13 protein-coding genes are annotated in these 21,278 nt (G+C 53.4%); 1 reads left to right on the top strand and 12 read right to left on the bottom strand.

All coding sequences use genetic code 11. The features are described from left to right. Positions 1–16: 16 nt before the first annotated feature. Positions 17–1,063 carry an aldose 1-epimerase family protein gene (locus HFP08_RS08325; protein WP_168120125.1) on the bottom strand — a complete coding sequence of 349 codons (1,047 nt, stop codon included), beginning with the start codon at positions 1,061–1,063 and terminating at the stop codon, positions 17–19. Positions 1,064–1,087: 24 nt separating this feature from the next. Further along, a complete protein-coding gene (locus HFP08_RS08320; RefSeq protein ID WP_168120124.1) occupies positions 1,088–1,963 on the bottom strand; it encodes a class II fructose-bisphosphate aldolase in 876 nt (291 codons plus the stop codon). 144 nt (positions 1,964–2,107) lie between these two features. Between HFP08_RS08320 and HFP08_RS08315 the strand changes: the two genes are divergently transcribed. Next, entirely contained in the window at positions 2,108–3,604 is a 1,497-nt protein-coding gene (locus HFP08_RS08315) for an FGGY-family carbohydrate kinase (RefSeq protein WP_168120123.1), read from the top strand. Between the two features lie 810 nt (positions 3,605–4,414). Here HFP08_RS08315 and HFP08_RS08310 read toward each other — a convergent pair. From HFP08_RS08310 to HFP08_RS08265, 10 genes are all read right to left on the bottom strand, one after another. After that, positions 4,415–5,170, bottom strand: coding sequence for a DeoR/GlpR family DNA-binding transcription regulator (locus tag HFP08_RS08310; RefSeq protein WP_168120122.1), 756 nt, complete (start codon positions 5,168–5,170; stop codon positions 4,415–4,417). A 226-nt stretch (positions 5,171–5,396) separates the two neighbouring features. Next, complete coding sequence (locus HFP08_RS08305) at positions 5,397–7,229, bottom strand: alpha-1,3-galactosidase-related protein (RefSeq protein WP_168120121.1); 1,833 nt, start codon at positions 7,227–7,229, stop codon at positions 5,397–5,399. Further along, a complete protein-coding gene (locus HFP08_RS08300; protein WP_168120120.1) occupies positions 7,219–8,565 on the bottom strand; it encodes a sulfatase family protein in 1,347 nt (448 codons plus the stop codon). Before HFP08_RS08300 ends, HFP08_RS08305 begins: the two co-directional genes overlap by 11 nt. Then, entirely contained in the window at positions 8,562–10,727 is a 2,166-nt protein-coding gene (locus HFP08_RS08295) for an alpha-galactosidase (RefSeq protein WP_168120119.1), read from the bottom strand. The genes HFP08_RS08300 and HFP08_RS08295 overlap by 4 nt, the downstream gene beginning before the upstream one ends. A gap of 31 nt (positions 10,728–10,758) precedes the next feature. After that, complete coding sequence (locus tag HFP08_RS08290) at positions 10,759–14,181, bottom strand: right-handed parallel beta-helix repeat-containing protein (protein WP_168120118.1); 3,423 nt, start codon at positions 14,179–14,181, stop codon at positions 10,759–10,761. A gap of 45 nt (positions 14,182–14,226) precedes the next feature. Then, a complete protein-coding gene (locus HFP08_RS08285) occupies positions 14,227–15,192 on the bottom strand; it encodes an alpha/beta fold hydrolase (RefSeq protein WP_168120117.1) in 966 nt (321 codons plus the stop codon). A 44-nt stretch (positions 15,193–15,236) separates the two neighbouring features. Next, complete coding sequence (locus HFP08_RS08280; RefSeq protein WP_168120116.1) at positions 15,237–17,570, bottom strand: alpha-L-rhamnosidase-related protein; 2,334 nt, start codon at positions 17,568–17,570, stop codon at positions 15,237–15,239. A 22-nt stretch (positions 17,571–17,592) separates the two neighbouring features. Then, positions 17,593–19,224, bottom strand: a complete 1,632-nt coding sequence (locus HFP08_RS08275; RefSeq protein ID WP_168120115.1) for an extracellular solute-binding protein — start codon at positions 19,222–19,224, stop codon at positions 17,593–17,595. A 107-nt stretch (positions 19,225–19,331) separates the two neighbouring features. Beyond that, on the bottom strand, positions 19,332–20,225 hold the full coding sequence (locus HFP08_RS08270; RefSeq protein ID WP_168120114.1) for a carbohydrate ABC transporter permease: 894 nt from the start codon (positions 20,223–20,225) through the stop codon (positions 19,332–19,334). A gap of 18 nt (positions 20,226–20,243) precedes the next feature. Beyond that, positions 20,244–21,107, bottom strand: a complete 864-nt coding sequence (locus tag HFP08_RS08265; RefSeq protein ID WP_168120256.1) for an ABC transporter permease — start codon at positions 21,105–21,107, stop codon at positions 20,244–20,246. Positions 21,108–21,278: the final 171 nt, after the last annotated feature.

The following is a 21,278-nucleotide window of genomic DNA, read 5'->3' as shown; positions in this document are numbered from 1 at the left end:
GAATTCCTCCTTGTCATTATGATTGAAATCGCAATTCCAACCTGTAATCTATTGCATCGCCTGGCTCCAGCATGCGAAGCGTTCCACGCTCTCGCTCTGTCGAGCGTCCTCCCGTCCAGCAGTTCGAAGGCTCAAGGCCGAGCACATGCTCTCCCGCTCCCGGCATTCGCCACTGCACCAATCTGGGCAGCGAGGAGGCATCCCACTCCAGCTCAACCGCAAGCCCCGAAGCTCGGGAGGCTTCCGCCCCTCTGGCCGGGAATGATGGACTAACGATGCGAGCGCTCAAGCGTTCAATGCCGTCTGCGGGCTCATGATAGTATACTTGCTCCTTATGAGAGCAATCGGGCGCTTGCCAATCGTTAATCCTGCCAAGCTCCATGCCCGCATCTCGAGAGAAGCTCGTTCCTTTCGGAAGCTCCACCACCGTGTCTTCGGCCATGAGCGGAAATCCGAAATTGAAATGGTACAGCATCATGTGCGGCGCCGACCGGAATCCGTTATTGCTGACCGTATCTGCAATCGTGATACAGTTATGCCCGAGACGACTGACAATGGTCCTCGTCAGACGAAGAGAGGTCCCGAATATCGATGTTTCATCAACGACGCCTCGAAGCTTCATTACATAGTCGTCGCCCTCCCAATCAGTCCAACTGGATACCTGCCGGGCCGGGATATGATGAACGCGTCCGTGCAGACCGTATGCTCCTTCTCCATCCTCGCCCGGCGCGCCCACCTGGGATAAGCCGCATGTCATCAGCAATCCGCCGGAAGCGCTTCGTAGCCATTCGAATCCCCGCTGGTCGTAATAGGAAGGATGGGGTTCTCCGTTTCCCGAAGACCAACTGACCGGAACGCCGTGCATTTCGGCTAGCGAGATATCCATCCCTTTATCCGGCGTTACCCAGTAGGACAGGCCTGAACCGGTCCTCACCCGAATAGCTTGCGCGCCCGCTTCGGGGCCCTCCGCTCTGGCGAAGCGCTCGACGCCGCCAAGCTGCTCGATCCGACCTACTCGCGCTTCCAATTCGCGCCGGCTCCATTCTTTGCCATACAGCCTCACTTGCCGTCCCCTCCCTTACCATAATCAAGCCTGGCCGCTGCTGCGGAAGGTTCGCATAATCTGCCGAGCGTCTTCCTTGAAATCATGAATGATGTTCATCATGAATTCATGGTAGAAGACGTTGTCCTTCGATTGAGCGAGCCGCTCCTTCGCGTGATCCATCACCTTCAGCGCCATGCCCGTGTAATAGTTGATCTTCGCTACGCCTTTATCAATGGCGGCGATGAAATCGCTATCCGACAGTCCTGATCCCCCATGCATAACGATCGGAACGCCTGCGGCGTCGCGAATCTTCTCCAATCTCTGCAGATCAAGCTCAGGCTTCTTCAAGTACACCCCATGAACCGTCCCGAACGCTGCCGCAAGCGCATCGATGCCAGTCCGTTCGATAAACTCCCTTGCTTGCGCGGGATCCGTATATAAGGAAGTATCGTCAATGATGGAATCATCGTCCTCGCCCTCCGCGCCGCCGCTTCTGGGACGGGTAACGTAACCAAGCTCTCCTTCCACGGAAACGCCAAGCGTCTTAGCGATCTTGACAACTTCGGATGTCCGTCTGACATTCTCCTCATACTCGTATTCCGAGCCGTCGAACATGATCGCGTTAAAGCCAAGGTGCATCGCATTCGTAACGGCAGAGAAGCTCTTGCCGTGGTCCAACAAGATACTGACCGGCACCTTCGCGCGCGTCATCGCGTCTACCATGATGGGCGCAATCTGCTCAAGCGGTGTATACTTGAAATGAATTTCGGCGTGGCACAGGATGACGGGAGACCGCTCTTCCTCGGCCGCCTCGATAATTCCCCGAATCATGTCCAGATTAATGGCGTTAAAACAAGGAACGGCATACCCTCTGCGCGATGCGTCCCGCAGCATTTCGCTCATTGCTATTCTTGCCATATCTACTCCCCTTTTCATAAAATATAAAATAAAATGTTTGTTGTGAACATAATTATAGGTTTAAACAAAAAAAATATCAATATTTTAATTACATTTTCGCTAAAAATGTTTATAATGAACATGAAATCAACTTAGGAGGGATAAATGGTGTCACTAATGGGCCTAGACATAGGAACGACAGGCTGCAAGGCATCTCTGTTCAACGAAGAGGGAGCGCTTCTCTCAGCGGCATACATGGAGTATCCGACGGAACAACCGGGTGGCGGGACTTATGAATTAGATCCCGAGCGGGTCTGGGAAGCCGTTCGGCAAGTAATATCCGAAGCTCTGCTGAAGGTCCCCGGCGCAGAAATTCGCGCGCTTAGTTTGTCGTCGCTTGGCGAAGCCGTCGTTCCCGTAGATTCAGATGGACGAGCGCTCGGCCGGGCGATCTTATACATGGATCAGAGGGGAATAGAGCAAGCTGCGATACTCGAGCGGAAGGTCGGCAAGAACCGCACAATGGAGATTACCGGCGTGCCGCTGCATCCCATGTTCTCACTCCCTAAAGTGATGTGGATCAAGCAGCACCAGCCAGAGATTTACTCGAAGGTGTGGAAATTCATGCCGTTTGGCGATTATATCGCCTTTCTGCTCACAGGCAGATGCGCAACCGATTATACGATGGCTTCTCGTACGATGGGCCTGAACGTCTCCGCGAAGCAATGGGATACGGTCATGTTCGATGCGGCGGGCATCGAGATTGGCAAATTCCCGGAGCTTGTTCAATCCGGGACGCCTCTTGGCTGCATTCGCCAAGAGATTGCCGAAGCTCTGGGAATTAACGCTGACGCGCTGGTCGTCGCGGGCGGCCACGACCAGGCTTGCGCCGCTCTGGGAGCAGGGATTCTTTCCACTAACCAGGCGGTAGACGGCATTGGCACGGTGGAATGCATAACGCCCGCCTATTCTTCCCCGGTCCTTGGATCCAAGATGCTGGAGGGCCGGTACAACTGCGCGCCTCATATCATTGAAGGCTTGTACTTGACCTATGCGTTCAACTTCACGGGCGGGTCGCTCATCCGTTGGTACCGCGACAACTTTGGACACGCCGCGGAAACCGAAGCTCGAGCGCGAGGCGTGTCCGAGTATGATTACTTGAATTCTACCGCCGCTGTGGAGCCGACGGATCTGCTTGTCGTCCCGCATTTCGCCGGCTCAGGAACCCCGTACATGAATCCGGATGCCAAAGGAACGTTGTACGGCCTTACCTTAGGCACCAATGCCGCCCAGATCTATCGCGCGTTATTGGAAGGCGTTACCTATGAGATGCGTTACAATCTGGACTGCCTGAAGGAAGCCGGCATAGAGGTGCAGGCTTTGCGGGCGGTCGGAGGCGGAGCCAAATCTGACTTATGGCTTCAAATCAAAGCGGATATCATGAATGTTCCGATTGAGAGGCTGAGCGTAAGCGAGGCGGGAACGATGGGCAATATTATCTTGGCGGGAACGGCTTCGGGCGTTTACCGCAGCTACGAGGAAGCGGTGCGGGTGCTGGTCAAGCCGGTTGACATTTTTGAGCCTGAACAACCCAACCAATCCAGGTACGAGGAACGATATGAACGTTACAAGCGGCTTTCAAAAGCGGTAGCCGACCTGTGAGAGCAACGGGCCAGTGAGAGTTGCGGTGGGAAAACTTCCTCTCGGCGTCCTTAAAAGCAGCGATCTGCTCTAACGGACTTTTGGTCCTCTTAGACGGCGTTTTTCAATACTCATTTGCTCTAACGGACTTTTGGTCCTCTTAGCCAGCCAAACGAGCGAAAAAACAACGGGATTAACCCCCTAAGAGGCGAAATTGTCCGTTAAAAATCTGGGCTCGCTAAAAAGAGCTTCTAAGGGGCGAAAATGTCCGTTACATTTGCAAGCTGAGTAGCTTGCCGTTCATTCAGTTTCCTAAACGGCACTTGACGGTTAGCAGACCCCACGACTAGCAGATTCTAACGAAGACTCATAACGTTATACGCCCGAATCTCAGGCCTACATGAATTTAACGAAGAATGGTATCGTTATATCATCAAAACGAGCATGATTGCTGCCCGAAACCCTGAAATAAGACGATAGATCTTCGTTAGATTTGATTAGGATGCCTTTTTATGCTCTTAACGTTATCCAGTTTCGTTAGCGCTCCGCCTATCTCCGCGCCTAACTCCACACTTGTCTCCGCCTATCTCCACGCTTGTCTCCGCACTTGTCCCACGCTTATCTCCACACCTGTCTCCATCAGCGCCACTTTTAGATATTTCCGCTTTTCGAGGTCTTTCCTTGATGTTCGACCTGCAGCTTTCCAGAGCAAAGCTGCTTTGTAAGCATCATATAGCTAAATCGCCTAAAAAAGTACGTTACTCGAAATTTTATAAATTCTGTCAAGAAAGGCCCCCATACGCCGGTTGTGAGCGGATCGGGGGCCTTTCCTTATGGCATGATGACTCCAGTTTCATTTGCCAGCAAAGCAGCCAGCCACTCTTCTCCGGGTTGTTCATCCGTTATGATGGCATGAACTTCAGCTAGCGAGGCGAAGGAGAACAACGCGCTTTGATTAAATTTTGTTTGGTCCATGACAATGTAGGTTTCGGTTGCTCGCCCAATCGCAATGCGTTTGACATCCGCTTCCAGCATATTGGAGTTGCTGAAACCGTGAGGAATACTAAGACCGGTAGTGCCCAGGAACACTTTGTCAAAAGCCATTTTCGATATGGACTCGACCGCCGCCGTCCCGGCCATCGCGTCGGTGGTGTCAAGCAGTACGCCGCCAATGACAACGGTAGGAATCTTCTTTTCGGACAACTCGGCGGCTACATGAATGGCGTTAGTCACCACAGTAACGGGATGTTGGATCGGCAAAGCGCGAGCGATCTGCAGCGTCGTTGAACCGCTGTCGATAAAGACGGATTCTCCCGGCAAAATTAACTTTGCTGCCGTCTCGCCAATCCTCTCTTTCCCGATCCTGTTGACCGTTGCGCGTTCGGGAAGAGCAGCCTCTCTGGAATTAAGAATGGCGCCCCCGTACGTACGCCTCAGCATACCAAGCTGCTCGAGCTTTTCGAAGTCTCTTCTGAGCGTCATATCCGTGACCGAGAATAGGTCCTTTAATTCGCCAATCTTGATCTCTCCGCCCTTCTGCAACATGCTAATAATTTGTTTCTGTCGATCATTCAAACCTGTCGACATAGTATTCCCCCGCTCTTCAATGACATTTTTATTAATTATAGAATATATGTCGAACATTTTGAAGAACAAGATCGTTCGTTTGGAACATTACAGCCATGTGCGTTATCAGAAATAACGACAATCACCCCCAGCCGTTCAGATGGCTGGGGGTGAAGCAAGCAAGGGCTATGACCCGATTAGCTTAAACCTGTCACGATTGAAGTCATGCGTTTACGAAAACAGTTCATCAACTTTTGCAAACATTACCGTGTTGAACAATATCGCTGCTATCCTCTCCTGCGATCACGAGCTCCGACTCCCACTCCACGCGATTGTCGGCGATCAGCACATCCGAGCTTGCGGTGAAGGCGAAGTTCGGCTTATCCTTGGCCGCCTCCGTTCTCGATCCCGTCCGAACGTCATTGCCGACAAATCGAAATCCGTCGACGGCATGCGCGCGCACGAGCGTGCCATGGGCCGCCTCGATCTCATTCTGCTCGACCCTTATATTGCGATGATATCTGGCCTGCGGGTTGACGTTCGTATCGATTCGCGGAGCAATGTGAATAATCGGGCCATGGATATCCTTGAACATGTTGTGCCTGATAAGCACATCTTCTACCTTGTCGGCCTCCCACCATAAGCCGGCGTCTCCTCCGAAGGATAGGCCCGCAAACGATGAACATTCGAAATGATTATGCTCGATCAGAACCCGCCGACGCGTCTGCAACAGGATGCATCTCGCACGATTGTTCCGGACGGTGCAACGCCGCATCTCCACCTCCGGCTGCCACGTCAAATTATCCGCGACGGAATCGGGCTTCACCAGCTTGTCCACGGGCTGTCTGAACGCGACGGCGAAGCATTCGGCATTATACTCGCGAACCTCCTCCACGTCCAACATGGCGTAGACCTGCAGATCGTCCCTCGTGAACAGGCGAACCTGATCTCCCGCGTCCGCGAATCGGAGCCCAGCCTGCTGTTTGTGCATGAAGCGGCATAATAGCGTACGGGAATCCACCGCTCTGTCCACGCGCACATAGCTCCCGTGGATGTTGGTCAAATCGTCCAGCATGTTCTCGAAATAGCAATCCTCGAAAACGATGCTGCCCTTGCACATATTGAAGTGCGTGGCATCGGCGGTAGTCGAGCAGATTCGTTGGCTGTCCGGAGGAAGCCGCACCTCGAACTGCCGAAGCGTTACGTCTTCGCAGCGCTGTCCGATCAGGCCCATGCCTCCCGCATGATGGACCGTCACCCGTTCCACGCTAAGGTCGACGCTTTCCGACATGACGATCGCGGGCGACGCCCGATTCGGCTCTTTCTTGCCCTTGACCACCAGCGTCATGCCGGGCGAGGGCAACTCGGAGCAGGCATGATGGAAGCGGACGACGCCCGGCTGCAATTGTTCGACTCTGGGCTGCGGTTCGAGCTGGTATTTCCCTTCTTGGTAGAGGGGTCTGCCCGTTCGCTCGTCGAACCACATGTTCCAGTGCATATTCTGCTCCCACGTCGCGTCCGTCAGCAGCGGCGCGGGCCATTGCTTCCAATGATCTGCGCCGGGCGCCGGCTTGCCGCGAAAGATCAACTCTTCCTTGCGAATCTCATACGCGCATTCGTCCAGTACTCGAAGGTCGAAGCTGCCTTCTTCCGGATGCGAGGCCACGACTGTGCCTTGGAAGAAAAACGGCTTCTCCCAATCCAACCGAAAGTTGTGCAGCGCGATATGCCGGCATCGCGTAATGAAAAAGGGAACCATCATGCCTTCGCATACGAACAAAGAGCCGTTGGCATCCAATTCAAAATGATCGAATTCTTCGAGCAGGAAGGCGATCCGCTTCATGCCCGCGTCGTTGTTCGAAATGTAGCAATGCCTCTCCGACGCGAAGTCGGGCTTCAGCGCATAGGTGCCGGAGGCGATGTCGAGCCTTGCGGCTCCAAGCCGCTTCGCGTCGTCCAGCGCGCGCCGCAATGCCGGCACGGCGTCTTCGCCCTCCCTTAATCCATACGTTGCGGCGTTAACCTCTATCGTCGCCCGAGCCGCCTTGCATTCTCCCTCCGAACCTGTCTTATGCCTCATAAGGCACCGTCCCCGTATGGTCAAGCTCATATCCCCATTGTTCAATGTAGCGTTCTCCCTCGAGGAAGGCATCGCCATGCTGCGTCAGCATTCGCCGAAGCATGGCGTCAAGCTCTTCTTGCAGTGGCCGATGAGAAGCCTGGCGACATAGATTGTGCAATTGATAGGGATCGCGCTCATTGTCGTACAAGAGCCAAGGCCCTTCCCGATCGATGACATAGGTGTAGTGTTCCGTGCGAATCCCCCGATATTCCCGTCCTCCTTCGGCGCGGCTGAATTCGCCCGAGGGGTGAATGCACGCGATAAGCGCAGCTTCGGCGGGACGCCCCCGCTCGCCTCGCAAATACGGCGCATAATCGACGCCCTCGACCGACTCGGGGACGGGAAGCCGGCTAAGTCCAAGCAGCGTCGGCATCACATCGGGACTGTTGAAGGGTGCGGAAATCTCCTTGCCGCGATTCCCGAATTGCCTCGGATAACGAATGAGGAAAGGCACCCGTATCGACTCCTCCCACGGACGCTGCTTCCGGGCTTGCCCCTGGGATTCAATCATATCCCCGTGATCGGACGTATAGACGAAGATCGTGTCGTCCTCCAGATTCTGCTCGCGAAGCGTCGCCAGCAAGTCGCCGACATAGGCATCGAGCGCGCTGATATGAGCGTAGTAGCCCGCCAGATCTTGACGGGCGATCTCTGCATGCGAATCGGGCACGTTGGGACGCAGGGTCAGCTGCTTCGGATCGTACATATCCTTGTACGGCTGCGGAGCGGTATGATAAGGATTATGCGGCGGCCCCCAGGACAGCACGAGGAAGAATGGCTTATCCCGCCCCTCGCGCCCCCGAATATACCGCTGAGCGCTTCGCGTCTGGGCTTCCGCGTCATAGCCTTCCCACTTCAACATCGCCGGTTCGTCCTCGTAATAATAAGAGTCATTGTAGTGATGCGTACATTCCAGCGCCTGCCAGAAGTCGAAGCCCTGACGATCCTCCTTCGATATGAACCGGCTGCGGCCCCGGCCGTTCAAGTGCCACTTGCCGATATAGGCGGTGTCGTAGCCTCCTGCCGCGAACGCATCCGCGATTGAGGTCGCTTCCCGTCCCAGATGAACATCGTTGACGAACACGCCATGCGTAAGCGGATATTGCCCCGTCATCAGGGTGGCCCGGTATGGGCAGCAGCAAGGAACATTGGCTACCGCCGTCGTCAAGTTCAAGCTTCGTTCAGCGAGCGCGTCCAGGTTGGGCGTTCGCACATCCGGATTCCCCGCATACCCGGTCGCCTCTGCTCGATGTTGATCACTGAATACGAAGATTACATTTGGCTTCTTAGTCATGAGAGTCTCCTTTCGAACCCGTACAGAACGGCGCTATATTCCTCGTCGAGACGCATTTGAAATCCTTCCTGCAACTCGTCTCCATTGACGATTCGTTGATTTTTTCTTGGAAATGATGTGACTTCGTAAGAAGACTGCGTATCGATTCCCGATAATTTCACGCCATAATCACTTTGATCGCTCTGCAAACGCCAGGCTCCCAGCAACAGTTTCGTCGCGGCCGCATTATGCATTTGCAGAACGAGCCATCCTTCCGTATATTGAAGCGAGGCATTCGGCGTATGATGAACGACCTGGCAATCCTCCAATATCTCCCGCCATTTTTTATAGTAGTGAATCGCCTCCATGAGCAGCTCCCGCTGCGCGGACGACAGCTTCTCGATCTCGCCGCTGATATGCATCCGCCCCATCATGGAGTTGATCAACGCGAACGCGAATACCCGATCCTCCGCATCCGCGTTCAGAATAGACCAATTCCCCATCTGCGAGGGATGGATGAATCTGGAGACTCCGTAAAACACGCCGCTTAAGCGGAACCAGTCCGATTGGTCCGTGATCGAAGCCAGATCGGTATGCGACAGCATGCCATAGTCCAGACGATTGCCGCCGCTGGAGCAATTTTCGATAATGATGTCCGGATGGTTCCTTCTTAGCTCTTTCAGCCAGGCGTAATAACTTCTGACATTGTCCACCAATCCCTGACCCAAGCTGTCCCCGCTGTTGTTGCAGCCCAAGCCGCAATCGACGTTGTAATCGATTTTGAAGTAGCTGAACCCGGCCGCGATAAACCTCTCGAAGGCTTTCGTCGCATATTCCCGTGTGTCCGGGGAACCGAAGTATAAGAATCTTCTCCCATTGTCTTCCACATAACCCGTCTGGTGCGTCATGAACAAACGCTCATGATCCGTATAGGACTTGGAGCCGGCGCCCGCGACCTCGATTTCCAGCCAGATGCCGGGCATCATTCCCGCTTGCCTGATTTGGTCCGCAACAGTCTGAATGCCCTCGGGGAATCTGGATTCATGCGGTTCCCAGTCGCCTGCATGCAGGAACCAATCCTCTGGTTCCCTGTTGTCATTATAGGGGAGATACCATCCGGCATCGATGGCGTACACCTCCGCGCCCGTGCCCGACAAGGCCGCCAGATGGTGCTCGATCGTCTCCGCTCTAACCGCTCCCCGCGTCGAATTCCATTCGTTGAATATAATCGGAAAGCTTTTGTCGGCATGGCTTCGCTGAATAAGAACGGCGGCGCGATGGTTGTGCATCGCGTTCAACGCATCGTCTATTCCGCCTTGGATGCAGGAGAGAGACGCTTTTGCGGACGCAAACGCTTCTCCCGGCATCAACGTTTTCGACCAGTGCGCATACGTATAATTGCCGAGGCCTCCCTGTACATGCAGACCCGCTTCGCGGAATCCCGGAGCGCCGATCTCGAATCGCCATGACCCCGAATGCTCGATCTGCGCGCTCCAGAACATCCCGGAATCCGCCTCCTCCAGGACAAAGAAAGGAATGTATTCTTTGCTCGACCATGAACCTGTGCTTTCAACATGCCAGCATCCCAGGCTGAGCCGGTGAAATAAGCCTGCTTCCTCGGCAGTCATCGTTCTCATCTGCCCTTCCCAGCACCAGGAGGAAGGAAAAGAATAAATCCGTATCCGATCGCCGGGAATCTGGTTGGCCGATGAGGAGAAAGGCATGCCGTAAAGCGCGAATGAGCTCAGATGCTGCACCTCTATCGGCGTATCCGACCCGTTCCTCAGCGTCACATAGCGCGTCAAGGCGGACGAGCGCTTGTAAGCGATATAGTGGTGATGGATCTCAAGACCGGATTGTTCGTCCACAGACGTAATGACTAACGTTTGCGATCCCCCGCGTTCGTCTTCGCTTATCGCGTGACTCTTGTATTCCGCTCTGGCGCTGGCGCCGCAGCCGGTATAGCTTGCCCCGTGATGCTTGGTTCTTCCCTCGTAGTTAATCTGAACCTCGGCTTCCGGCTGAAGCTCTCTGCGCAGGATTCGCTCATCGTCCAATGATTCAATTTCGTCGTTAGGCAAGTAGCCAATATGATGAAGTTTACGGTCTTTCAATCCGATGAGGTAAGTTGCCCGTTCGTTGCGTATCGTCCATCTCATCTTCTGCGAATCGTACTGTATCACCGGATTCCCTCCGTCATTGCCCAAATTTTTACTATTCCAAAAGAATATAATCCACGTTAACCGTACCTGAAACGTACCCGTTTTCAGGATCAATTCTCAATTTTTTAATGGTGCCGGTCCAGGTGGGATCCGAGCTTAAATCCAGCACATACTCGACATATTCGGCATCGTTGGCGCTTGTCGTGAAATTCAGACGCTTCGCGCTGTTCCAATTCGGATCGGCGTCGGTGATCCAATAAAGCTGGGACAAGGTTGACGGCGTATTGTTCTTCATGCGAATCCTGACAATCGAATACGCGGAAGCGTCGATGCCAAGGTTGTCGGCCGAATGAATGTACGGATCAATGCCGTTCGCCGTTAGATTGAGCGCATCGCCGGAGACGTCGCCGGTCACCTGGTTCTGCATGACCCAGCCTTCGAAATCGCCATTCGTATGGAAGTGCCAGTCATAGGGACCGACAGGCATTGCCGAGCTCTGAGCCGATGGCGCCGACTCGAAATTCGATGCGTTAACGGCGGTCACCTTATAATAATAGGTCGTACCGGAGGTTAAGCCGGCATCCATATAGTCGCTGGAGGTCACGCCGGTCGCCGCTCGATTATGCCAGGATGGCGTGAATCCGCTCTCGACGCTTCGGTAAACATTGTATTTGGCCGCCCCCGCCGTGTCCGCCCAATCCAACTGCACAACCGAAGAGCCGCCCGGCGACGCCGTCAAGCCCGTCGGCGCGTCAGGCGAGATCTTGCTCACATCCGGAATGCCGGAAGCAAGCGTAAAGCTCAGGTTGCTCGTCTCGACATCCGCGAACGATCTCCATTCAATTCCGGCGTTCAGATCGGCGCGAGGATCGTTGATTGTCAAGCCGTCGATGGTTACGTTGGCGGCATTCTCCACCTTAACGCCTGTAATATTTCCGTCGAACGCATTGTCGCTTGCGTTCGATTCAATAGTATTCCCGCCGATAATCTGAACGTTGTCCGCGCTCCCGATATAGATCCCGTTGCGCGGCGGATGCGTGATGCTATTGTCGCTGATGACGATATTCTGCTGTCCCAATTCGTCGGACAGCGCGTTCCCCGACCGATTTCCCTTCACGATAATGGCCCCGGCATAGCTCAGATTCCCCTGAATGTTGTGGCGTGAAACGCCCGTCATCGTATTGCCGGAAATTTCGATATTCTGAGCGAACGGCCCTTCCGGCCAATCCGGTTCGTTGCCGACGACGACAGCCGCTCCGCCAAGATCGGTAAACGTATTGCCCGTTATGACCCCGTCGATCGCTTTGACATAGATGCCGTAACGTTTCGAATCCCGGAATACCGTATCCTCTACCCGAAAGCCTGCACCCGACGCGCTTAAGTTAAACAAGGAATCCGACGTTTTGTAGGTCGTTCCGGCAACCATGCCGGCAATCGGCGTATCCAGCGTCACGGCCGCGAATCCGGCATTCGATTCGACCTCGGCAACCTGCGCGGTTCCCCTGACCCGCCCCAGGACAGGATCGAAGATCTGAATTTCGTCGCCTGCCTCCGGAGCGCGTCCGTTGATGATGACCTCCGTGTCGGACAGTACGTCGACGACCGCGCCGGGTCTGCTGTAGATATTCATCGCATCGTCCAGCAAGCCTTCGAAGACGGAATCGGTGACGATCGGCCCCGTTCGCGCCGATTGGACATGCACGCCGTCCGCATTGGTCGAAGCGTATCGCCCGCTTCCGGGCCGACGCAGCACTTGCAGATGGTCTGCCGTAATCCCGTCCGTATTGGAGCCGACGATCGCAGCTCCCGGCGAAGCGTAGATCGTCACATCTTCTATCGAAATATTGGAGCTGTTGATGCTCCAGATGGCATGGTTGCCATGTCCCCGATTATTGATGATCAGCTTGTCTCCCGATTCCAGCTGTCCCGATGCTCCGATCAGAGGCTTGGAGCCGGCGGCAACGGTCATGCGATACGTCGTCGAATCGATCTTCTCCCAGGAATTGACGAAAACCAGACTCGCCGTTTTCTTCTCGAGAGCAGGATTGGATGAATCGCGAACCGTGCTCCAGTGCGTTGGAATGTCCGCCATTGCAGGATCGTCCAATAAGGAGTAACCGGCGTCCGGCAAGAAATCGAACGTGCCCGCTGAAGCGTCTACCGCCGTGATGCTCCCTTGTACGAATGGAGGCGTTGTATAATCGATCGTCAGCCCCAGGAAGGATACGTCCTCGGAGCCGTCGCGCAAGGCGAAGCCTCCGCTTAACCCGTCCGTGAACGCAATCTCCGTCTGATCGCCGACGAACGAGATTCCCTTCATCCCTTGATTGACGAAGTTGTAGTTGTTGGTCGCCAGAGGAGAAGCTTCCATGGCGACCGAATCGATGTCGATGGACCCGGAATCGTAGCCGCGCGCCGGATCTATCCGAATCTGCTTGATCTTCCCCGTCCAGAAAATATTGGGCGCCGCGTCGATTACGTACTCCGTATAGCCGCTGTCATTCGGCTTGGTCTGGAACTGAATCCTCTTCTTCGCATCGAAGACGGGATCCGACTCCGTCTTCCAGTACAAATAAGCCACGGTCGAAGGCGTGTTATTCTTCATACGAATCTTCACGTACCGATAAGCCGTCGGCATGCCCAGGTTGTCCGGGGAATTCAAATAAGGTGTGGAGCCAGTCAGGGACAAGCTCATGCTGCCCCCCGAGACGGAGCCCGATAAATCGTTGATCAGAGACCAATTCTCGAAATCGCCGTCCGTATCAAACCCCCATACCTTGTCCGGAAGCACGTCAACGCGTATGTCGTCGATTTCAACGGTTCCCGTCCCCGCTCCCTGCTCCGGATCAATCCGAATCTGCCGAATGACCCCGGTCCAGGAAGCGCTTCCACTTAGATTAAGCGCGTACTCCGTATAATTGGCGTCGTTCGCGACAACGGTAAAGTCCAATCGCTTGTCCGCATTCCAGGCCGGATCGTCATCCGTTATCCAGTACAATTGCGCGGCCGTCCCCGATGTAAGGTTCTTCATCTTAATCCTCAACGATTTGACGATTCTCGAATCGATATTCAGGTTATTCGGCGACAAGAGGTAGGGATCCGTGCCGCTCACCGTAAGAGTAAGGACGCCCCCCGAGACGGTGCCGGCGGACAGATCGTGCTGCAAGACCCAGCCGTCCAAACTGCCGTTCGTGTCGAAATCCCAGGCTTTCGGCGGCGGACTAACGACATATTTGCCTTGCGAGAACATCACCCGGGAACCTATGCCGGCGGCCTTGGCCGCCTGGATGGCCGCGCGGATGGCCGGACCGTCGTCGTCCGCATCATCCGGAACCGCTCCGTAATCGTCAACGTAAACATCGCTTCCGGTTGCATGAATCGTTGCGGGAAAATTGAAAATAGAGTAACAAGCTAACATGCAAAGCAAAAAGCGCACACTGAGAAACGTAAACCTGTTCGTCCTGTCATTTCCCATATACCTTGGCCTCCTTGAATTCACGCGCTCTACCTCCCATAATTATTATTTTCCTAGCAAAAATTGATAGATTTTCTCGTGCAAGCGAGGCAGGCCTTCATGTCCGAAATCCGGATAGATTTCTAGGCGCTTCTCGGAAGCGATCTTGTTATAGGCGGCGAATTGCGTAGACGGCGGGCAGACGGTATCCATCAAGCCGACTCCCATCAGCACCTCGCCCCTGATGCGATTCGCCAGGAATTGAAGATCGATGTAGCCCAGCTTGGTGAATATCTCGTTCTCACGCTCATGCTGAGGATCGAAGGATCTAAAATATTGACGAAGCTCCTCATAAGCGCCCTTGGCGAGGTCCATCTCCCATACCCGCTTATAGTCGCACAAAAACGGATAGACGGGAGCCAGCTTCTTGATTCTCGGCTCCAGCGAAGCGCAGGCAAGAGTCAAAGCTCCGCCTTGCGACCAGCCGGTGGCGTATACCTGCTCTGCATCTACCTCAGGCATTGACATGGCAATATCCGCTAGCTGGGCCGTATCGAGGAAGATATGGCGGAACAGCAGATCCTGAGGATCCTCGCTGTCGAGACCGCGGATGATGTGGCCTCGCAGCGTATTGCCCTTAACGCCTCCCATATCCTCGGAAGCGCCGCCTTGTCCGCGCGCGTCCATCGCGAACACCGAGGCTCCCGCCGCCGCATAATGGAGATAATCCGTCCAATCATGCGCTCTGCCCGAGTATCCGTGGAAGAATAATACAGCCGGCCCCCTTTCGTTTCCGAGATTCTTCGGACGAATATGCTTCACATGAATGCGGGCGCCTCGTACTCCGGTGAAATAGAGATCGCAGCATTCTGCGAAAGTAGTCGTGAATGCGCTTGGCTTCCGTTCCACATTGGCCTGAGCCGCTTTCATTTCTGTTAATGCAGCCTCCCAATAAGCATCGAAATCATCCGGACGCGGATTTCTTCCTTTGTAGCTCTTGAGCAGTTCCAAAGACATATCAGCTAGTGGCATGATGTACACTCCTTCTATTACGACGGCTTGGATTCCGACCTGTGTTAAATTCCCCTTGCTTCATACCCATCAGGCACCGAATACCGGACGGTCCATTCGCCGTCTGACAGCTCCCGCTTCAACCGAATCTCGCCTAGGCTCGTGCCCAGCCTAAGCTCGGCCTCGATGGGAACATCGGCGAAATCGAATACGATGACCCGGTCCTTCTCATTAATTTCCTGAATGCCAAGCAGCGCCTTCAGGATCACGACGCCGGCAAAGGAGGCGAAGCCGTGATTCAGACTTCCGTTCACGGAGCCGTGCTCCCACAGCGTGCCCGTTAATCGGCTCATATGATGGAAGTATCCCTTGACCTCGTTCAAGCTTTGCGCGTACCTTCGCCATCTCAGCAAGAGCTCCATCCGGAGGTAGTAGCCGATGAACGCATTGGCATACGCAACTTCGGGGAGCAGCCCCAGCTCCTTCCTTGCGGGACCGAACACATCCAATAGCGCAGCTTGCAGCGTCTTGAACCGCTCCTCCTTCTCGTCGGCAATGTCGAAGAAGAAGGCATAATATTGACATACTTCCGATGTATGGTCCGTCAGACGGAGGCTTCCATCCTCCTCGCGAACCGCATGATCGATGAAGTATTCCCCGTTGAAGGACTGCTCAATGATCGTATCCCTTACCCGGTCCGCTTCGGCCGACAATTCGTCGTCTTCGTACCACTGCCCGATGAGCCGAAGCATCTTGCTATACAGCATGTTCGTTGGATAGTTCACGTCTTGCACCCATTGGTTCGCCTTGGACCATTCGATGAAATTCCAGCTATCCAGCTTCTCCAACAAACCGTCTTCATTGCGGAACGGCCGGAAATAACGGATCAGACCGTAGCACAATTCCTTGAAGTCGCCGATATTCGCATCTCCATCCCGCTTCAAGTAACCCTCCAGCTCGATCACGTACCACATCGCCCATTGCGGGATGAATCGGCCGTTTACATGATCGGCCGGGTAACACATCGGAAGCATCCCCTTCGGAAGTTGCGGAAATTCCCTCGCCAGCACGAAGTTTTCCAGGAACACCTTCTCAGCGGCCGCATCCCCCGAGAAGTACTGAGCCGACTGACCCGTGAAGTAACTGTCGCACAGCCATCCCGCGCGCTCCCTCGTCGGGCAGTCCATGAATACGTCCAGCGTATTCTGCCGATAGGTTTCGAGCGCCGCCTGAAAGATGTCGTTCAATTGTTCGTCGCCGGAACGGAATACGGCGTTCGCACAATCCGGATATGCGTATTCGCGCAAGCCCGCTCTCCGCAGCGTAACGGCCCCCTTGGCGACATAGCACAACAGATAACGGAAGCCATAGCTCTCGAAGCTTTCCAGCGCGTAGGGCCGCTCGCTTTGCTTGAGCGAATATTTCAGCACATTGATCCAGTCCCAGGAATGAATCGCGATTCGGCCGTCGATCAGCTTCTCGTCGAACATGAAATACACTTCGCTGTCTTGCGCGGCCATGACTTCCGAGACGATGAAGCCGTTGAGGTTGAGTCCCATATCGAGCAAGACATATTGTCCCTCATGCAGGGATTGCTCCTTCGTTCCTCCGGCCAGATCGCGCTTGACCCGATCAATGGGCTTGAACGCCAAATCTTGCACAAGCTCGAACGCCCGCTCCTCGATGTCATCCAGCGGATAGCCCGTAATCGTATCCGAGATTTGATGAATGAATCGGTGCTCCGCATAAGCGGCCCCTTCGCGGTCTTGCTTGTCGGCCGAACCAGACTCAATCGCATGCTCGGCATAGCGGATATCATAATGCGGGATCGGCAATTCCCGAGGCAAGTAAGCAAGAGGAAGCGATACTTCCTCCAGCTCCTCTGCCGCGACTGCTTCTCCCGTCATCCAGTTCGTCAAGGGCTCCGCATGATCCAGATGATAGATTTCCGTGAACGTCCGCTGGAAGGAATACCTCATCGCCTTCTGAACTCTCATGGTCAGACGTACGGCGGAGAAATCCCCGCATACGTCCGAATATCCGATCACCCGATCGTCCTCATAGACCTCTGCTTGCAAGAATGACGGGATATTCAAGGTATAGTAGGAATAGCAGTTGTAGCCCGCAACCTCGATGGCCAGCGTGTTCAACCCGTCCGCAAGCAGGGAATCCAGCTCCAGCTCGTCAATTCTGACATAGCCATGGGGCCCTCTCGCAGGCCCGTAATGAAAGAATCGGCCATTGACATAAATGCGAAATAACGTAGAACCCGTAAGGTTCAGCTTGTAGACGCTGCCTTTTTTCCGGGTAAAGGTATAAAGGAAACCGGCGGAAACGTTCATCGTCCGCGCTTCACCTTTGAGCCATACCGGAACCGCCCGCTCAAAATTTCGACGCATGCTTTCACCTCGTTTCATCGACTCAGCCTTGATTCCAACGATCATAGGCAACCTGATGAATTTGCTGCACCTCTTCGGCGCCCATTTTCTTCAGCGTACTGGTAAATTCATCCCATTGGTCCATTCCGATATTGCCCGTAATGAACTTCGCGTTCATTTGGTCCACGTAGGTATTCAGATCCGTAAGCAGCACATTCAATCTCGCTTGCTCCTCCTCCGAGAAATACGTCATCGGGAAAGGCGTAACGCCGTAAGGCAAGTAAGCGTCGTTAGTTACCTGGTTAAAATAATTGCCTTGCGGATTGTTTTCCTTAGCGGCAAAGGCCATAGCTTCTTTGCTCCAAGTCCAGTAAGGGAGAATGGTTCCCCCTGCGTCAGGCGTAATCTTGCCGCCCCTGTACTCCTCGCGGTTATCGATGGGCGATACGAAGCTCCAACTGGTCTTGTCCGCGTTCCATTCCCAGCTTTCCCCCATCATGACAAGCTTCGCGCCTTCCTCCGAATACAGATAGTCGGCCAGACGGATCGAGGCCTCGGGATTTTTGTTCTCCTTCGTGATCGCGAACGCGCCTCTTGCAATACCCGTCGAAACCGGATAGATCTTGTGATCATTGACCGGGCTTGTCATTGGCGGCAGGTAGGGGTAACCCACGCTCTCGAGAGGCGTAATATCTACGTGGATGAATGGACCAGCCGCCACGAATACGCCGGTCTTGTTTTCCTTGCCCTTCGCCGTGTACTGCTGCTGCGTGTGCGAGAATATCTCGTTGTCCAGAAGCTTCTCCTCGTATAAGCGGCGAACATAAGTCAAGTAATCCTTGTACTTCGGATCCAGCGGAACATACTCCGCCTTGTCGTTGAACACGCCTATTTTATTGCCGTCTTCAACCAACCCGAATGCCGGAAGGATGATCGTGGTCAACATGCTCGGATTCTGAACCGAGAACGGAATTTCGTCCGCCTCTCCGTTGCCGTTGGGATCTCCCTCCTTGAATTGCTTCAGCAATTCATAGAACGCCTCTGTATCGGCAGGAATATCCGTCATATTCAATTTCTCAAGCCAAGATTGATTAATCCACGCCTTAAGGGCCAGCCCTCTGGGAATCGTTGAAATTTTCGGGAGGGCATAGATATGTCCGTCCGGAGCCGTTATCGTCTTCTTGACATCAGGCATTTCTTCGAACAGCTTCTGAATGTTCGGCGCGTACTTCTCGATCAATCCTTCCAACGGCACGAGAACCCCTTGGTTGCCGTATTCCACTTCATCCATGGGCGTAAGACTGCCCCCGAAGAAGATGTCCGGCAACGAATTCGTCGCAAACGCCAAATTTTTCTTCTCTGCATAATTTTGGCTGGCTGGTGTATCAAATTCAAATTTGATATTCGTCTTTTCACTGAGTACATTAAAGAATTGAAGATCCTCCCAAGCCCCTTGGATCGGGTATTTCATTCCCATCAGCTTCAAGGTGACGGGATTGTCGACAATAGGAAAGCCTTCCGCATGAAAGTTTTCCGGCAGTGCCTCTTCCTGATTGTTGACAGCGCTCTCATTTGGAGCGGTCTCGTTGTCGTTCGCATTATTCCCGTTGCTGCAACCGGCGCTCAAGGCTAACAGCAGTACCAAGACCATTGACCAGCACAGATATTTCTTCATTGTACAGTACCCCTTTTCGTTTTTTTCGAAATCCCTCTTCGACACCCTTAGCCTTATCCTGTCATCAAGCTCGAAATTCAGCCTCACCTCCCTTCGTACTCCGGCTATCAGCCCTTCAACGATCCAATTAGAAATCCTTTGACAAAGTAGCGTTGAAGAAAAGGATACGCGACCAACAGCGGCAGCATCGACACAATCATGACGGCATACTTAACAATATCCGCCACCCTCGCTTGCTCGGCCATCGCTTCGAGATCGCCGGAGCCGTTCATCAGCATGGACACGCTCATTTCTTCCAGAATTAATATTTCCCTGAGAATGAGCTGCAGAGGGAACAAATCCCGGTTAGACAAATAGAGCATCGCGTTGAAATACTGGTTCCAGTGTCCGACTCCGTAGAACAGAGCCATTACTGCGATAATCGGCTTTGACACCGGCAAGACGATGGAGAGAAACAAACGGAAGGGAGAGCCTCCGTCAATCTCTCCGGCTTCCAGCATTTCATTCGGAATGGAGATCTGGAAATAGGTTCGGGTCACGATAATGTTCCATACAGCTGCCGCGTTTGGAAGCAGCATCGCCCATATCGAGTCCAGAAGCCCCAAACTCTTGACCAACAAGAATGTTGGAATCAATCCGCCGGAGAAAAACATCGTAAACACCAAGAGCGCCATGACAGCATTGCGGCCGGCCACGCCTCTTCTGGACAACGCATACGCGCAGGGAAGCGTTATCAATAGATTTAGCAAGGTGCCCAGAACCGTATACATCACCGTGTTCAGATAGCCGCTCCAGATTTCCCGATTTTCAAATACGCGCATATAGCCTTCCATCGTCATCTTCTTGGGCAATAGCCACATTTTCCCCGAATTCACCATCACCGGATCGCTAATGGACGCGCTGATAATATAAATTAATGGATATAAGATCACAATCAACAACAAGCCTATAAATACATGATTGAAGAACGCAAACGCCCTATCCGACGCGGTTTCTCTCATATGATGTCAACTCCTTCTTTACCAGAGACTGGTTTCGGTTGTCTTCTTGGCAATTCGATTAAATACAATCAGCAGAATAAAATTAATGATGGAATTAAAGAAACCCACCGCGGAGGAGAAGCTGTACTGTGCGTTCAACAATCCGCTTCGGTACACATAAGTTTGAATCACGTCCGAAGAAGCAAGGTTCAAGTCGTTCTGCAGCAAGTAGATCTTCTCGAAACCGATCGCCATAAAGCTGCCAAAGTTCAAGATCAGCAAGATCGTGATGGTTGGCGCGATATGCGGAAGATTAATGTGCCATATTCTTCGCAAGCGATTCGCTCCATCGACTCTGGCCGCTTCATGCAGCTGGGGATCGACGCCCGACAAAGCCGCGAGATAAATGATTGCTCCCCAACCGAGCTGCTGCCATTCGCCTGACAACACGAAGATGCTTTTAAACCAAGCCGGATCAGTCATGAAGGCAATGGCCTTCCCGCCAAAAGCCTTGATAACGGTATTCACGATACCGGTTGACGGATTCAGGAAAGCAATGATCATGCCCGACATGACAACGACCGAAATAAAATGCGGGGCATAGGTGATCGTCTGCACCGAACGTTTGTACAGGCCGTCCTTCAATTCATTAAAGGACAGAGCTACGATAATCGAAACGGGGAATAGCATCAATTGATAGACATTGATCAACAATGTATTGCGAAGCAAATCCCAAAAATAAAAGGAATTCACGAATCGCTCAATATGCGCAAACCCAACCCAGGAACTGCCCCATATTCCCTTCGTTACTTTAAAATCCTTAAATGCGATCTGCAAGCCGTACATCGGGAGATAATGAAAGATGACATAATAGCTGACGGCCGGAAGCATGAACATGTACATTTGCCAATGCTTCAACCATTTCCTTGTGTTCAAGTAGAATCCCCTCTCTTTGTTGTCGAATGAAATTGCTCTTTCGACACTACAATAGCTTCATTTCGATCGCCCTGTATATATGCGCTTCATGCAGAGTATGTCCCCTGCCCATCCGAACAGAAAAAATATAGCGCTTCC

This window comes from Paenibacillus sp. HB172176 (assembly GCF_011947265.1).
Lineage (GTDB): Bacteria > Bacillota > Bacilli > Paenibacillales > Paenibacillaceae > Pristimantibacillus.
The sequence above is the reverse complement of the archived record's forward strand: the minus strand, read 5'-3'. Positions and strand labels throughout refer to the sequence as shown.

Bases quoted from the DNA above. Each gene is read 5' to 3' on its own strand.
- HFP08_RS08320 (WP_168120124.1), bottom strand. From the start codon at position 1,963: ATGGCAAGAATAGCAATGAGCGAAATGCTGCGGGACGCATCGCGCAGA.
- HFP08_RS08315 (WP_168120123.1), top strand. From the start codon at position 2,108: ATGGTGTCACTAATGGGCCTAGACATAGGAACGACAGGCTGCAAGGCA.
- HFP08_RS08310 (WP_168120122.1), bottom strand. From the start codon at position 5,170: ATGTCGACAGGTTTGAATGATCGACAGAAACAAATTATTAGCATGTTG.
- HFP08_RS08305 (WP_168120121.1), bottom strand. From the start codon at position 7,229: ATGAGGCATAAGACAGGTTCGGAGGGAGAATGCAAGGCGGCTCGGGCG.
- HFP08_RS08300 (WP_168120120.1), bottom strand. From the start codon at position 8,565: ATGACTAAGAAGCCAAATGTAATCTTCGTATTCAGTGATCAACATCGA.
- HFP08_RS08290 (WP_168120118.1), bottom strand. From the start codon at position 14,181: ATGGGAAATGACAGGACGAACAGGTTTACGTTTCTCAGTGTGCGCTTT.
- HFP08_RS08285 (WP_168120117.1), bottom strand. From the start codon at position 15,192: ATGCCACTAGCTGATATGTCTTTGGAACTGCTCAAGAGCTACAAAGGA.
- HFP08_RS08280 (WP_168120116.1), bottom strand. From the start codon at position 17,570: ATGCGTCGAAATTTTGAGCGGGCGGTTCCGGTATGGCTCAAAGGTGAA.
- HFP08_RS08275 (WP_168120115.1), bottom strand. From the start codon at position 19,224: ATGAAGAAATATCTGTGCTGGTCAATGGTCTTGGTACTGCTGTTAGCC.
- HFP08_RS08270 (WP_168120114.1), bottom strand. From the start codon at position 20,225: ATGAGAGAAACCGCGTCGGATAGGGCGTTTGCGTTCTTCAATCATGTA.
- HFP08_RS08265 (WP_168120256.1), bottom strand. From the start codon at position 21,107: ATGTACATGTTCATGCTTCCGGCCGTCAGCTATTATGTCATCTTTCAT.